Below are 14,610 nucleotides of genomic sequence, written 5' to 3'. Positions count from 1 at the left end.
GCTCTTCAGATGAACCTTCGCCTTGTAGATATTGTTTAGCTATAGAGCATTTTAATGCTCTGCTGTATTTGGACATAAAAAGACCCCCAATAATTGGTGTCCAACTATTGGGGGTCAGTTCATTTTACGCAGGCTTTTGTTTATTGGGCGGATTGTTTGGGTTTGTCGTTTGCTGTTTTTCTGGTCTAGCTAACCCAGACAGGAAGGCATTACGCTTTGCTTTTTGCAGGTGTTAGACGAGCTCTCAGCATTTTCATCACCGCGCCTTGTTTCCACATCATAATTCCTGTGACGGTAACAACAGGGATCGCGAACCACATAACAAAGTTAGCAAATACAGGATTAGCGCCCCAAGGCGAGTAAATATAGGTGCCTAAGATAGCAGCCATAGCAAGATGTATCAGTCTAGAAACTTGTCGAAATGTTGAACCACTCATGGATATTCCTTTATGTTGACGGTGTCTACATGGTAAATAATAGATCTCAAAGTTGACGGCGTCAACATGCTCTGACAAGATAATAGATAGGCATATGTAACAAGGTGTAATGCGCGTGGAATCCAATACCTATCATCACGGTGACCTTAGGCGAGAATTAATTAGAGTAGCAACAGAGGTTGTTAAGAAAGAGGGCGTCGATGCGTTAACGATTCGAGGTGTTTCGTCGACACTCAATGTATCGCGCACAGCGCCTTATCGGCATTTTAAAGACAAAGACGAGCTAATATGTGCAATAGCTAAGCAAGGTTACCTCATTTTTGGCAAATCAATGCAGCAAGTGTGGGATGAACATTCGGACCTATCACCCGTCGAGCGATTTGTGGCGGTAGGGCATAGCTACATTAATTTTTCTTGCGATTACCCTGAGTACTATTTGCTCATGTTTGGCTCAAGCGGCTTGCTTAGAAGCGACAATGCACAGCTTAAACAAGAGTCTGATGCGACGTTTAATTTTTTGCAGCAAATGTTGGCCTTTTGCCAACAGCAAGGGGCTTTCTTAGCAGAAGATACGCTGTTACAAGCAAGGTATGTTTGGTGCGCGTTGCATGGATATTGCAGCATCATCATTGCCAATGACGAACAAACGTCGATGCTGATGAAGCAGGACAGTCAGCAATTTTTGCAGAAGATCATTGATGGTTTGTGTGTTCGATAGTGGTGTGGTTGCAGTATTTTTTCGAACATTCTAGAACAATCAATAGATGGAATCGACGATTAGGGGTTAAGCAAAGTGCTTAACCCCTAAGGTGAGATTATTTGGTTGGCATAGGTAGTATTTCAAATAGTCCATCAAACTCGTCTAAGGCTGCTCCAAGCTGATTAATCAGCTGTAGATTACCTTCCACCTGAGCTTTGTCTGCTTTTAGCAACTGCTCTAGGGTTGTTTCGCCTAGTACTAAGTTTGTAAATTCAGCCTTATCGATGATCAGCTCTACATCCACGTTCGGCATTTCATCCACTTCAATGTTAGCCATGTTGGCGTTCGACACTTCCGCATAAAAACGTTGTTCAATGTCAGGGTGGGTAACGCCTAAATTAAAGTTAAGTGCTGCTTGTTCTGCCTTAGTTGCGTTTAGGCTTACCGCAATAAAATCTAAGAACATGCCCGTAGGGGTATTGGCAATAACATCCGCAGACGCGAGCTTAATTGACGGTTGTATGGTTCCAGTGCGAAGCTCGGCAGCGCCTTGTAGGTAGCTGTTTCTCCAAGCCATTGTCTCAGATTGATAGCCTTGTTGTTCAAAGCTGTCTGCCAACGCAAAGCGGTAGTCTATGTTGTTTGGATTGCACAGCACCAGGTCGTTAAACAGTTGCGACGCTTGTTGGTAATTGCCTTGCTCAAAATGGTTCATACCGGCGTCAAATAGCACGTCAGCACCGGCAGCTTGTACATAGACACAAGCTTTGTCTTTTGACTGCAATGGGTTGGTGTTGACTGGGTTCATGTCGTGATAACCAAGGTAAAGGTTAACCACGGCACGAGCATTGTGGCTATAAGAACCGTGATACCCGTTGGTGTGCCATGTGTCTAACTGAGATTGCGGAATGATTTTTTCGATTTCGCGGCCGACATCATGAATGGTGACACCGTGATTGGCAAGACGCATCGCTTGGTTGTGAATAAACCCGTAATTGTCTCTTTGCAGGGTCATGTATTCAGAGATTTCATTCACGTCGGTACCAGTTTCGTTCCACACCGGCGCTGAGTGCGCTGCGTGAATATTGTCTACTAGTCCACTGTCGACATAGCGAAGCTTAAGTTCAGTGAGATACTTGGTCCACACTAAAGCGTCACGTACTTTAGCGCCGCGGAAGGTGTAGATATTGTGCATGCCATCGTAAGTAAGCTCAGCGGTGTTTAATGAGCGGTATTTTGGCACGTACAATACAATTTCTGCGGGTGCTTCGGCACCGGGCATATTGATAGCGTGAAACTCAAGGCCGTCGATGGTGATGGTTTTCTCTCGCTCTTGGATTTCATCGGTTGGGGCCACGAGGGTGACTGTCCCTTTTGACGTGCCAAGGCCCAAAGCGTTGTCGACGATGCCTTTGGTGTCGTTATTGAGTGTCGTGCCATATTGGTAGTTGGCGCGGCGACCCATAGCGGTACCTGCGATCACGTTCTCGTCGGCAAGCTCTTTAATGAAGTCTTTTGGTGCGTAAATTTTGGCGTTTTCATCGAAGTCGCCCGACTCAAACACTCCGCGAGAGCCACCAAAATGATCCGCATGCATGTGAGAGTAAATCATACCGGTGATTCTGTGCTCTCCATTGATGGCTGGGAGATGTTGTTTCGCGAATTCCCATGACGCTTGCGCCGCTTCTTTTGACAGCAGCGGATCATGGATCACATAGCCGTTGTCGGTGCGATATATCGTCATATTAGACAAGTCGGCACCACGGATCTGATAGACACCATCGGTAACCTCGTAAAGCCCGCCAGCGGCGTAGTTCAGCATCCCTTGTCGCCAGATCGACGGATTTACGGTTGAGGGTAGGTTATCCACTGACATATCACTCATGTACTCGAACCGATTTTTTAGCTCACCTGCTTCATGAGTACCAAACTCTGCGATTAGACCGCGTGTAGTACGTTCAAAGGCTGTTGTATCCTCCCAAGGTAGTTGCGTTGCAAGTTTGGCATTGGCTTGTGCTGTGTGCTTGGATGCTGGCTTGCCTTGATACGTGTCGATGGACGCATAGTCATTGGCAGAAACGCTAAAAGAAAATATTACGGCAAGGGAAAGTGCAGAACGATTAAAAGTCGATGTCATAGTAGCCTCATAAGTGCAGTGGAATCTGGTTTAGGGCTAATTTAGTCGATTGACATATATGAATACATAAATGAAACTGTATCCAATACATCACAAATTGTTATGTTTATGCCTGCTAGTAATCTAGATCTTAACCTTTTAACAGTGTTTGCCACTGTGTATCGACACAAATCAATCACGCTTGCGGCCGAAGAAATGGGGATGACTCAACCCGGTGTCAGTGGGTTGTTAAAGCGCCTACAAACGCAGCTAGGTACTGAGCTTTTTGTTCGCTCTGGGCGCGGAATTACGCCCACTCGTAAAGCCCAAAAACTGCTTACTCAAATAGAGCCGGCATTGATTCAGATTAATAACGCCGTTGAGGGGCTTGAGGGTTTTACTACAGACGTTCCTCATCATTTTGTTATCTACACCTCTGAACCCGTTATGTTGATGCTGCTACCAAAAATTGAGCAAGACACACAGCTAGGAGAGGTGAGCATTGAGCTATTACCGACTCATTCTGACGAGGAGAGGTTGGTGCAAGATCTTAATCAGCGTCGAGGTGATCTGGCGATTGAGTTTTCTGCAATATTGAACCATTCGTTTTTTACTGAGCCACTGTTTGACGATCAAATGTGCATTATTGCGCGCAACGGTCATCCGCGCATAGCAAACTCCATCAGCGTTGAACAATACTATGCCGAGAAGCACATCACGTTGCGACTGCGTAGGGAGAAGACGAGGCTAGCTGACTTCTTTACCGACGAAAACTTGGCGGAGCGAGTGGTCGCGGCGGAATGTACCTCGTTGGTTTCTCAAATGTCTATGGTCTCGAGCAGCGATTGTATATCTGCCATGTCGAGTAGAATAGCGTCGATGTACGCCGAAAAATTTGAGGTGCAAATATTACCTATCCCGTTTACCTCATCGGCCATTCAATACCGATTAACTGCTCACAATCGAGACCTTAAAAATCCAGCCAATGTGTGGCTGAGAAATAAAATTAAATCGTATTTTCCGACGGTATAATCGCCCTCAGCGACAAAGAATGTAACCCCAGGGCAAGCGAACGCTTTGTGAGCACAATTTGGTGTGTGACTGGAGCAAACCTACACGGCATGGAGCCGTGTTGGAGCCATCATGGATGATTTCACGGTGCTTTGCGGAAGTCATACACCGAATTGTGCGGTTTTTGCGCACTCATGTGCTCGCCATGAATGTAACCCCACTAAATGGGAATGGATAAGTTCATCTTTACAGACTGCATTGTCACATTGGAGGTGAATTTGAGGATATTGTCGTCATCTAAAAAGAGCTCTCGAGTGATCGCTTCATACCTCTGCATGTTTTTTGCTGTAATAATCAGTATAAAGTCTTTTTCTCCTGCGACGTAATAGCACTGCTGAACCTCGGGATGACTCAACGCTTTTTTCTTAAATTCGTCAATGACGGGGGTTCCGCCTTTTACCATAGTGACATCAACGATCACGGTGACATAGCCACCCAGTATGTTGCTATTAAGAATGGCTACTTCTTTCTCAATGACACCGAGTTCGCGCAGTTTTTTGATTCGCCTTTGTACGGCTGTTGCAGAGAGGCCAATTTCAGCTCCAAGCTCTTCCGATGTCTTCTTGTTGTTTAACTGCAAGCTTGTGAGTATTAGATGGTCAAAGTTATCCATATGCAGAATTTCCTCAAAATTACGAGTATTACGCAGGATAAACTCGATTTTAAGGCTGTTTATCTGCAGGTCGAACAGAGTATAGCGTTACACTTGAAGGATATACATTAACAGGATGTTTGTTATGTCACATAGCGGAAAAAAGCTTAGCATTGGGATAGCGGCTGGCATTATGGCGGCGTTGATTTGGGGTAGTTGGCCGGTTATGACTAAAATCGCGGTGAGCGATGCACTCAAACCCATGCATATTGCCACTTTGCGATTTACTGTAGCTGGAGCCCTACTACTTCCGATACTCATTTATAAATCGATCAACGTTAAATTTGTCCTTACTAAGGGCACCATTTTAGCCATAGGGGCTGGTGCACCCTATGTATTATTAGCGACCTATGGGGTTAGCCTGTCCTCCAGCGCCCACTTTGGGACGATTGCGCCAAGTTCTATGTTGGTGTTCTCCGCAATTGGGGGCGTAGTACTGTTCAAAGAAACGCTGTCAGTTGCTCGGTGCCTTGGCACCATAGCCATTGTCACAGGGGTCATTTGTATAGGTGCATTGAACTTTCAAAGTGCCAATGCACAAATCATTCTAGGTGATGTCATGTTTGTGGGGGGCGGCGCACTGTGGGCGTCCTTCACTTTGCTCTGTAAATGGTGGGATATAGACTCTTGGGTTGCAACGGCAATGGTGTCTGTTGTGTCAGGCGTTGTTTGCGCGCCATTTGCTTTGACTGTCATACAGACAACGCCGCTCGATTTATTGGTCTATCATGGTGTCTATCAAGGTATCTTGGTTGCTATTTTCGCGCTCTATTGTTACTCAAAAAGTGTCGCTATTTTAGGCTCCAGCAAAGGCGCTATTTTTGCTTCGCTGGTTCCTCCCGTGTCACTGATACTTAGCTATATTTTTTTAGACGAATCGATGACTAACAATGAAATGTTAGGCTCCTTGTTGATATTTTTCGGTATGGTTATTTCGCTAGGTGTTATAAAGTTAAAACACCAAGTGTTAATTAAAAAGCACTCTAACTAAATGAGAGTGTCTATATCTATTTTTAGGTGTCTGGCTTTAAGGGTACGTATATTTATTGGAGAAAGTGCATCTTAAATGCCTATCCCGACAACGATAAACGGATGTAATAAAGGTTGCATCGTGTAATTGAATGAGCGCGGTAGTGTATATTTACAGCCCTATTCTCGATACAACCTATATACCTATTTTCGTTATACTATAGCTGCATGTTTTGTCTGATAGGACTGTGTTGAAAGTAAATTAACCCCTAACCAGATGAACCAAAAAATCTGACTCAACCCAAATACAACGGTCAGTATTTCGGCCGGATACACCGTTAATATTCCAGAAAGCCCAACGAACACGCCTAAGTAGTTAAGATTTTTAGAGAGAGTATGGCTTTTTAGCGCAGCAATACTGACTAGTAATACCCAGAGACCGCCAACAATTTCGTTTCCGCCACCAATCCCTTCTGCGACCGTATCAACCGCTAACCAAACTAACCAAGCTTGTTCTGGCGATTGTGCAGATAATGCGGCAACGGTGCTCAACCCTACGTTTGCGATCATGCCACTTGCAATAACAAGTCCCACCCAAATTATCCCAAAGATGGCTGCGGTTTGTGATAGGGCATTGGTCGTTTTTTTCAAACGTTCATGAAGCGCAAGGACTAACACCGCTAACAAAATGCCAAATACGACGTACAAAAACAGGTTAACGATGGCGATGGTCGACTGATTTTCTATCAGAAACGCTAATTTTTGTAAGTCACTTCCCTCTGACGGGTAGCGCCAAAACGCACCAAAATAAATGAACGCAGACACGTACAAAGTCGCTTGTAAGAGAGCAGCAACACCGCCCATTTTTTGAAGATTTTTCACGATAAATTTCCTTATACATTGTGGCGCTTTACTACTCTAAAGAGCCAATCGAACCTGTGTAATGTGTTACTCGATGGTTTCGTACATCTGAGTTGTCTTGTCGATGTAGCAATCCAGCGATTGGCCCTAAGTGTTGCTGTTATTAGCCTAGATGTCGTCCGAGACTATAAGGGCGGACACTTTTTTGTGTTTTAATTGACCAAGAGACAGTACAATTCTTGTGCTTAAACGCTTGATTGAGACATATGGATGATGGGGGGAGTGGTCTTGAACGATCTTGTCGCGCTTGCGATTGCAATGATGATACTTGGGCAAATAGCGTTTTGTTTCCCTCAGTTTCTAATACGCGCATTTCATACCCAAACGTATTTACCGTTGGCGGTGTTCTTTTTGGCGACTGCTGTCATCGTGTTAGGGCCAGCGGTTTTTTTGTTTAAACCAGAATGGAGCGCAGCCTATATCGCCTCCATATTTCCAGCTTGGCTGATACTCGCTCCTGCATTTTGGCTCTATGTGGAAGGACTGACTTCAGATACACCTTGGCGGTTAAAGACGAGGCACGCATTTCAACTTTCACCGTTTATTTTTGGTGTAATCGTCGCAGGGCTAATCCTCAGTTTACCTTCGGAAATGCACCAAGCGATCTTCAGCGATGGAGCGGATATCGATTCTGGATTCCCACTTATCGTCGTCATAAGCATGTTTGTGGCGATGTTAATTTGGTTGGTGCAGTCTGGTTATTATGTGTTTAGGGTCGTTATTCGTCTATCTACCTATCGAAAACAGCTCAAGGATTTGTTCGCAAGTAATGAACAGCGCGAATTAGGTTGGTTGAGTTGGGTATTAATTATTATCGCGGGGACTTGGGTATTTTCTTTCGCAAGTTTAGTGTCGACGTTGGCACAAGATAACCCGTTATTTGGGTATAGATTTGGGTTAACACTATTATTAACACTTGTTTGGACTTTAGCTTATTGGGGACTAAGGCAAAAACCAGGCTTTGACGGTCGCTATATGGATGACGAACCTGATAGGGATAATATTGAAGAAGGCGATAATAAGTCTGAATTACATTCGAGCATAACCTCTGAAAAAGTAGCGGATAACAAGTATGAGCGTTCTGCATTGAGTAGTGATCAAGCTCAACGAATTGCAGAAAAAATAAATGCCACTATGGAACAAGAGCAATTGCATTTGGATTCAAGTTTATCGTTACATAAACTGGCGCGCCATGTGGCAATTTCTCCAAACTATATATCCCAAACCTTAAATGAAACCATGGGAACGAACTTCTTCGATTTTGTGAATCGATGGCGTATCGAAACCGCTAAGCCAAAAATTATTGAAAATAAAGAGTCGGTACTCAACGTAGCGTTAGAAGTTGGTTTTAATGCGCGTTCATCATTCTATAAAGCATTCAAAAAAGAGACAGGTAAGACGCCGACTGAGTTTCGGAAATATCACAATGTTAATAAAAACTCCGCGGTTGGGTAAGTAGCAGACGAGCACGCAAAAAGTTTTTGAGCACAATGAAAAAGTGCAGATTTCGTACGCACAAACGCTCACTCATGGATAGGTACTCACAATCACTTTTCTGATGCTTTGATTGCTTCTCGTTGTCGTTAGTTCGCGTACGCTAAAACCAAAGCACTCACATAGAGTCCAATTCCGTAAGCAGTATGAGCCAGTAGACTCAATAGCCGCGCTTTTGAAGGATCTTGAGTTTTACTTGCTGCGAACCCAAACCCGAGGCACGGCTGCACAATGAACAATGGAAACGCCAAAGTGACCCACCCAGTGATCAGAGCGGAAACAACGCTTGGGCTTTGAATCCAAGCCTCTCCCCAAACAACGAGATGTACTAACGCAAAAATGATTCCGATCAGGTAATGCAGAAACCAGCCTAATAGCTGTTCACCCTTTACTTTTTCTACACTGAAGATCGTTTGCTGCACAAATTGCCCTTTCTTCATCATTACAACCCAACGGCCTATTAGTGCGTAATTTAGGGATGGAATTCCTAACACTCTTGCTTGTGTCCATGCCCATATATCCATTACTAGAGTGGCACCTGCACCGATAAAAACAATGTCCATCAAACTTGACGCACCCATTGATCTCCTCCCGTTCACTAAACCAACACGCATAGACTGTTATAGCCAATGATAATGACAACTTGAAGACGAGATGATTAAGGCGACCGATCGTTTATGGGCATTGTGGAAATGTCGAAGAAGGGAGGTAGAATCGATCGGAAACTACAAAGACCGGAGTTTAACTAACGCTTAACCTTTTGTTTCAAAGAGAAAAAAGGGGGAAATACGCATGGTATTGCCCCCCTTACTATTAAGCTTTGTGTGACTCTAATTAAGCCGTTACTTCAAAGTTGGCTTTCATTAGATCAGCATCTTTTGAACTGCTGCCAACCATTAGCTCAAAGGCGCCTGGTTCAACAACGCGTTCTAAAGCCGAATTGATCAGTGCTAAATCGTCAAACTTGATGGTCATTTCGACCACTTTGGATTCGCCTGCTTTTAATTCAACACGCTCGTAGGCACGTAAGTTTTTGATCTCTGTGGTCACAGAGCTAAAGAGATCATTAAAATAGGCTTGGACAATTTCGACTCCATCAATACTCCCCGTATTGGTAATGGTGACGCTAAATTTGAGGTCTTCACCTGCGCTAAGCATTGGATTCATTAGGGTAAGATCAGAATAGGCATATTGCGTGTAGGACAGACCTTCACCAAAGGCGAAAAGCGGTGACTCTGGCATGTCGATGTAGCGCTCTTGGTTGTCCAACTCCGCCTCCAATAGAGCGTGCCAACCCTTGTATTTGTTGTAGTAAACCGGTACTTGTCCAACGTGATGTGGGAACGAGATAGTGAGCTTGCCGCTTGGGTTGTAAAGGCCAAACAGTAGCTCGGCCAATGCTTGACCACCTTTACAGCCTGCATTGAACGTCGACACAATCGCCGCACATTGCTCGACCATCTTAGGAACCGTTAGTGGCTTAGAGGCTACTAATACGCCAACGACAGGAGTACCCGATTCGCAGACGGCATCAATAAGTTCATTTTGGTAGCCGCTCAAGTCTAGATTGGCGCGGTCATGGAATTCACCATTTTGCTTGAGAGTATCGCCTACACACGCAATAACTACATCTGCCTGCTTAGCCGCTTCTTTCGCTTGGGCAAGCTGCTCGAAGTTAGCATCCAAACAGTCAGCGCCTTTCACATACTCTACGTCAAAGCCAAATTGCTCACTAAGCTGCTGTAAACCCGCAAGTGGCGTGGTGGTTTTGTCTTGATGGAAATATTTGTTGACCGCTTCTGCTTGCATAGAGCCAAAAGACCAATCTCCCAATAGTGCAATAACGTCATCCGCGTTTGGCCCGACGACCAGTACTTTTTTGGTTTCGGTTTGACTCAGTGGCAAGATGTTATCGTTTTTAAGCAGTACTAAGCTCTTACGGCTTGCTTCTAAAGACAGCTCCCACGCTTCATCGCTGCCGAGTTTTTGCTTGTTTTCTAGAGAGGAGAAGCGGTTTTCATCAAACAACCCAAGTTTAAACTTGGCTTCCAAAATACGACGCGCTGAATCTTCAATAAGCGCAATATCGATGACGCCTTCGTTCACAAGATCTATTGCGGACTGATAGAACTCTGGTGTGGTCATCATCATGTCGTTGCCACCAAGCAGCGCTTTGTAACTTGCTTCTTTGTAGGTGGCAGCCACACCTTGCTTGTCGTGAAGCGAGCCAACGTTATTCCAGTCGGTCACAATAAAGCCATCCAGTCCCCAGTTCTCTTTAGCGACGGTTTTAAGTAGCCAAGAGTTAGTTGTACAAGGTTCGCCATCAATAGATTGATAGCCAGTCATTAAGGTGGCGCAATTGGCTTGTTTCACCGCTTTTTCAAACGGTGGCAAAAAGAGTGAAAGCAGTTTGCGTCGTGAGGTATCGGCCTCGTATGAGTCACGGCCACCGAGCGTTTCGCCATACCCAACGTAGTGCTTGGCACACGCAAGAATGGAGTGGTCGCTTTTAAAGTCATTGCCTTGATAACCAGTGATCGTCGCGGCGGCTAATTCTCCAATTAACCACGGATCTTCACCGTAGGTTTCATCGACACGGCCCCAGCGAGGATCGCGGCCCACACAAAGTACAGGAGAAAATGTCCAATGTTGGCCCGATGCACGGGTTTCAAAGGCTGTGACGCGACCCATTCGCTCCATTAAATCCTTATCCCAAGAACACGATGCACTTAACTGCGTAGGGAACACCGTTGCGCCATCTTCGAAACAGTGACCATGGATGGCATCAATACCAAAAATCAATGGGATACCCAAGCGGGTTTTGGCCGCTCGCTCTTGCAGTCGCTGAGGTTGATCAGCGGTACAGTGAAGATAACTGCCTACGTTCATTGATTCTAGGTTGTCGACATGCTCCTGGTCGTGAGCGGGTAGTTGCACCATTTGGCCAACTTTTTCTTCGACAGTCATACGAGATAAAAGGTCTTCAACACGTTCACTAACGCTGAGTTCTGGATTTTGGTACGGATGAGTCATGTGTGTTTCTCCAATTAATTTGCTTAACTTTAGGATGTCATCACGCGATATACCTTGTAAAAAACGACATTTATTAGCATTATTTCGACATGACAAAAACTTATAGACTTAGCTCCCATCTTCTCCATTCGGATATACCGTTTTGTATCCAGCCGGCGATCCACGATGGCGCGTTTCATTTGCACAAGCACGACTTCTCGGAGTTGATGATTGTGCTGTCTGGTCAGGCCGATCATATTGTGGGAAAACAGCGCTCTCGCATTAAAACCGGCGACGTTTTCGTGATCCATGGTGAAGTAGAGCACGGCTTTAGTAACGCCAATGGATTGTCCCTGTACAACCTGATGTTTGATGTCGATAAGCCGTACTTTGAAACGTCCGCAATCCGCGTTTTATCAGGGTATCAAGCGCTGTTTAAAATCGATCCGTTAGTGCGTGAGCAAGAGTCTGGGGTTCCCTACCTCAACTTGTCGCCTGACGTACTCAATAAAGTGAAGCTGCTGGTTGGTGACATTGATGTTGAGTATCAGCAAGCTGCGTTGGGTTTTGAGTCGGTGCTGCTAGGTATGTTGCAACACTTGGCGGTGCTGTTGGTTCGCCACTACCCCGAGCGCGCCAATCCTAAGCAGAAAAATACTCTGGCGCTTGCGCGAGCGTTGTCGTTCATTGAGCAAAACTATTGGAATTCGGCATTGCGGGCCAGCGATATTGCAACAAGCAGTTATTTGAGTGCAAGGCAGCTAGAGCGGCTGTTTAGTCAGTTTTTTCAGGTTACCCCTAGCCAGTATTTGACCGATACCAGATTGTCGAGAGCGAAGGAGTTACTCGCAAGCGACTTGCGTCTCAACATCAATCAGATTGCGCAGCAGTGCGGATTTGGTGACAGTAATTACTTTTCACGAGTGTTTCGAAAGCATATCCAGGTGTCACCAAGAGAGTTTCGACAGCAACATTTTTCTGTTGCGAATTGAGTGCACCTGAAACAAAAAGGCGTTGCTATACCAACTAAAGCAATTAACTGATCATTCTTGCTTGTTAAAATCGCTAATAGCGGCGTTAAAGATTTTGTAGGTAGAACAACTATCTACGGCAATCTTTGCCTTGCTCTTAGCGATTTTCCCGGCGCAATTTTCTGACCAGTTAATTACTTCGATTGGTATTAGCTTGAGCACTTAAGCCAGCAAAAAGTACCCAATACCGACAATTAACGAGGCAATGTAGGTGGCTAGCCATGCGGTGTTGGCCAGCGCAGTGTCCAAATTGTACAGCCTTGCAGGCAGCACCCCAATAAATCCACACGGCATGCAAGCCAGCATGACACATAATGGGAACAAAATGCCGCCGCCAATGGCCCATAAGTCAAAGGTCCAAAATATGGCGGTTAAGAATAGGACACCGATAACAATCCTCATCACCGCAGTCACAGCGGCGGTGCGAAACCATTGCTGTGAACCACTCATGTGAAAAGTGAGGCCCGCAGAGAAGACCAACAGTAAACTGCCAATAGGAATAAGGACTTGGCTTATTTGGGTGAGTGGCTCGGGGCGATGGATGTCTGCTGCGCCAAGAATCAATCCAATAATGAGTGCACTCATCGAAACGATAAAGACTGGGTTTTTCCAAAAGCGAGTCGAAGGCCCATCGTTTCCTAAGCCTTTAGAGCGGCAGTAAGGGAAGATGATCCCAAAATAGACGGCCTCTTCAAACAGTTTAAATATTGCGACAAGTGCGACCCCATCTTCGCCAAAAAACACAAACGCAAAAAGTGCCCCCAATGCTCCAAGATTATAGAAACTGGTGACTGGGAGTAGACCCGAAAATTGCTGGCTCGTTAGCGAGTAGAACCGCCCAATAAGGATGGAGGTTAGCGCGCCAGAGCCGATCACACCGAGCCCTAATAGTGGAACAACGAGCAGCTCGAGGTCTATATCTCCCATTTGCCACAGTGAGTTGGCCACCGCAAACGGGATTATGAACAGCAGTGAAAATTGGCTGCTTACTAGGCGTAATCGCTCAGTATAGTTTGGGAGGTGACGTTGAATGATCATGCCTGCAGTAAAACAAGCACAAATTAGTGCCAGCATGGTGAGAATTTGCTGTATCACGGCACATCCACAGTAAGATTAATGGGAGTATTTACTGTAGCATTTAAATGGCGAACATCATAAAAGAACTGTGTTAAAAGAGTGGGTTATCGACTCGACGTTTATGTTGTAAGTTTTTAAAGTCTTTACCAGGAAATCTTCTCTCCTGAGTAACTATAAAATGTACCACTGTGAATTGGCAATGAGCCCTCTATGATGCGCAACAGCTGCTGCGCGACGTGCGTTGGTGTAAATAATTTGTCGGGAGGCACATTTTTTTGAAACGGCTTAGATAATGGTGTATCCGTCGTTCCAGGATGCAGAGCTAGCACGCACCCCTGTTTAACACTTCGCTGCCACTCGATAGCTATTGTCTTTATTAACATATTGAGCGCCGCTTTAGAGGCACGATAGCTGTACCAACCACCTAAGTGATTGTCACTAATACTGCCAACTTTTGCAGAGAGTGTAACAAGTCTTGGGTTAGCGCTTTTTTTCAACAATGGCGTAAAATGTTTCGCCAGCAACATAGTGGGCAGAGCATTAATAGCAAGACTCCTGGCAAAAAAATCCGGTTCAAAATCTGATAGAGACTTTTCTGGACCTTGATGATGTTGGTGCAGCATTCCAACACAATTGATAACCCAGTCAGCTTGGTCAAATTTCTTGCTTAGTCCTTTAATATCACTCTCACTTGTCGCATCAACTTGATGCCAATGTATACGTTGGTCCGCATGCAGAGTGGGTATATTTTGATGATATGTGGCATGGATGTTCGCTGTAGGGTATTGATTGTGTATATGTTCTAAAAGTGCGTGACCAATACCACTTGTGCCGCCAATGATGAGAACAATCATATGATGATTCCTTTGCAAAAGAGTGGGTATTCATACGTAAGTTAGCTAGGTTGGAATCAATGTTTTTCATCAATAGTGAGTAGGGACGGCGTACGCGGTCAATGCAAGTGCACCTTGCGACGCCAAACACTACGTCAGGTTATTTGACAGTTAAAGTACAGCCAGTGAGATAGCAACGAATTGCTGCTTTGGTCGTACGACGCCAATTGGATGTTGATTGGTGAGCAAACAGAGTACCATTGAATCCACATTCTCGAGCGTGGTTTTGTTTAC

Annotated in this window: 13 protein-coding genes; 5 read left to right on the top strand and 8 right to left on the bottom strand. The window is 45.1% G+C overall.

The window, feature by feature from the left end; all coding sequences use genetic code 11:
• Window positions 1–209: 209 nt before the first annotated feature.
• Entirely contained in the window at window positions 210–437 is a 228-nt protein-coding gene (locus tag JQC93_RS12680) for a hypothetical protein (RefSeq protein WP_205158802.1), read from the bottom strand.
• Window positions 438–552: 115 nt separating this feature from the next.
• Here JQC93_RS12680 and JQC93_RS12675 point away from each other — a divergent pair, with 115 nt between their 5' ends.
• Window positions 553–1,155 (top strand): TetR/AcrR family transcriptional regulator, encoded by a 603-nt coding sequence (locus tag JQC93_RS12675; RefSeq protein WP_205158801.1) that lies wholly within the window; start codon window positions 553–555, stop codon window positions 1,153–1,155.
• A gap of 97 nt (window positions 1,156–1,252) precedes the next feature.
• Here JQC93_RS12675 and JQC93_RS12670 read toward each other — a convergent pair whose 3' ends face one another.
• On the bottom strand, window positions 1,253–3,274 hold the full coding sequence (locus tag JQC93_RS12670) for an alkyl/aryl-sulfatase (protein WP_205158800.1): 2,022 nt from the start codon (window positions 3,272–3,274) through the stop codon (window positions 1,253–1,255).
• Window positions 3,275–3,382: 108 nt separating this feature from the next.
• Between JQC93_RS12670 and JQC93_RS12665 the strand changes: the two genes are divergently transcribed.
• Window positions 3,383–4,285: a LysR family transcriptional regulator gene (locus JQC93_RS12665; protein WP_205158799.1), complete on the top strand. Its 903-nt coding sequence runs from the start codon at window positions 3,383–3,385 to the stop codon at window positions 4,283–4,285.
• 199 nt (window positions 4,286–4,484) lie between these two features.
• On the opposite strand, the gene JQC93_RS12660 is transcribed toward JQC93_RS12665, so the two are convergent.
• On the bottom strand, window positions 4,485–4,937 hold the full coding sequence (locus tag JQC93_RS12660) for an Lrp/AsnC family transcriptional regulator (protein ID WP_205158798.1): 453 nt from the start codon (window positions 4,935–4,937) through the stop codon (window positions 4,485–4,487).
• Window positions 4,938–5,061: 124 nt separating this feature from the next.
• On the opposite strand from JQC93_RS12660, the gene JQC93_RS12655 reads away from it, so the two are divergent.
• On the top strand, window positions 5,062–5,967 hold the full coding sequence (locus tag JQC93_RS12655) for a DMT family transporter (protein ID WP_205158797.1): 906 nt from the start codon (window positions 5,062–5,064) through the stop codon (window positions 5,965–5,967).
• Window positions 5,968–6,158: 191 nt separating this feature from the next.
• Here JQC93_RS12655 and JQC93_RS12650 read toward each other — a convergent pair whose 3' ends face one another.
• Window positions 6,159–6,827, bottom strand: a complete 669-nt coding sequence (locus JQC93_RS12650; protein ID WP_205158796.1) for a DUF4386 family protein — start codon at window positions 6,825–6,827, stop codon at window positions 6,159–6,161.
• A gap of 267 nt (window positions 6,828–7,094) precedes the next feature.
• Here JQC93_RS12650 and JQC93_RS12645 point away from each other — a divergent pair, with 267 nt between their 5' ends.
• Entirely contained in the window at window positions 7,095–8,321 is a 1,227-nt protein-coding gene (locus JQC93_RS12645; protein ID WP_205158795.1) for a helix-turn-helix domain-containing protein, read from the top strand.
• A gap of 128 nt (window positions 8,322–8,449) precedes the next feature.
• Here JQC93_RS12645 and JQC93_RS12640 read toward each other — a convergent pair whose 3' ends face one another.
• Both JQC93_RS12640 and JQC93_RS12635 read right to left on the bottom strand, forming a co-directional pair.
• A complete protein-coding gene (locus JQC93_RS12640; RefSeq protein ID WP_205158794.1) occupies window positions 8,450–8,941 on the bottom strand; it encodes a DUF2938 domain-containing protein in 492 nt (163 codons plus the stop codon).
• Window positions 8,942–9,194: 253 nt separating this feature from the next.
• On the bottom strand, window positions 9,195–11,396 hold the full coding sequence (locus tag JQC93_RS12635; protein ID WP_205158793.1) for a glycoside hydrolase family 3 N-terminal domain-containing protein: 2,202 nt from the start codon (window positions 11,394–11,396) through the stop codon (window positions 9,195–9,197).
• A gap of 89 nt (window positions 11,397–11,485) precedes the next feature.
• On the opposite strand from JQC93_RS12635, the gene JQC93_RS12630 reads away from it, so the two are divergent.
• Window positions 11,486–12,367 (top strand): helix-turn-helix domain-containing protein, encoded by an 882-nt coding sequence (locus JQC93_RS12630; protein ID WP_205158792.1) that lies wholly within the window; start codon window positions 11,486–11,488, stop codon window positions 12,365–12,367.
• A gap of 201 nt (window positions 12,368–12,568) precedes the next feature.
• On the opposite strand, the gene JQC93_RS12625 is transcribed toward JQC93_RS12630, so the two are convergent.
• Together JQC93_RS12625 and JQC93_RS12620 are read right to left on the bottom strand one after the other, a co-directional pair.
• A complete protein-coding gene (locus tag JQC93_RS12625) occupies window positions 12,569–13,501 on the bottom strand; it encodes an AEC family transporter (protein ID WP_205158791.1) in 933 nt (310 codons plus the stop codon).
• A gap of 125 nt (window positions 13,502–13,626) precedes the next feature.
• Window positions 13,627–14,337 (bottom strand): SDR family oxidoreductase, encoded by a 711-nt coding sequence (locus JQC93_RS12620; protein WP_205158790.1) that lies wholly within the window; start codon window positions 14,335–14,337, stop codon window positions 13,627–13,629.
• Window positions 14,338–14,610 lie beyond the last annotated feature (273 nt).

The organism is Vibrio ulleungensis (assembly GCF_016900875.1).
In the GTDB taxonomy this organism is placed as follows: domain Bacteria; phylum Pseudomonadota; class Gammaproteobacteria; order Enterobacterales; family Vibrionaceae; genus Vibrio; species Vibrio ulleungensis.
The sequence above is the reverse complement of the archived record's forward strand: the minus strand, read 5'-3'. Positions and strand labels throughout refer to the sequence as shown.

Excerpts from the sequence above, each read along its gene's own strand:
- JQC93_RS12665 (WP_205158799.1), top strand. The coding sequence starts at position 3,383 with ATGCCTGCTAGTAATCTAGATCTTAACCTTTTAACAGTGTTTGCCACT.
- JQC93_RS12670 (WP_205158800.1), bottom strand. The coding sequence starts at position 3,274 with ATGACATCGACTTTTAATCGTTCTGCACTTTCCCTTGCCGTAATATTT.
- JQC93_RS12680 (WP_205158802.1), bottom strand. The coding sequence starts at position 437 with ATGAGTGGTTCAACATTTCGACAAGTTTCTAGACTGATACATCTTGCT.
- JQC93_RS12630 (WP_205158792.1), top strand. The coding sequence starts at position 11,486 with ATGACAAAAACTTATAGACTTAGCTCCCATCTTCTCCATTCGGATATA.
- JQC93_RS12635 (WP_205158793.1), bottom strand. The coding sequence starts at position 11,396 with ATGACTCATCCGTACCAAAATCCAGAACTCAGCGTTAGTGAACGTGTT.
- JQC93_RS12660 (WP_205158798.1), bottom strand. The coding sequence starts at position 4,937 with ATGGATAACTTTGACCATCTAATACTCACAAGCTTGCAGTTAAACAAC.
- JQC93_RS12655 (WP_205158797.1), top strand. The coding sequence starts at position 5,062 with ATGTCACATAGCGGAAAAAAGCTTAGCATTGGGATAGCGGCTGGCATT.
- JQC93_RS12620 (WP_205158790.1), bottom strand. The coding sequence starts at position 14,337 with ATGATTGTTCTCATCATTGGCGGCACAAGTGGTATTGGTCACGCACTT.
- JQC93_RS12640 (WP_205158794.1), bottom strand. The coding sequence starts at position 8,941 with ATGGGTGCGTCAAGTTTGATGGACATTGTTTTTATCGGTGCAGGTGCC.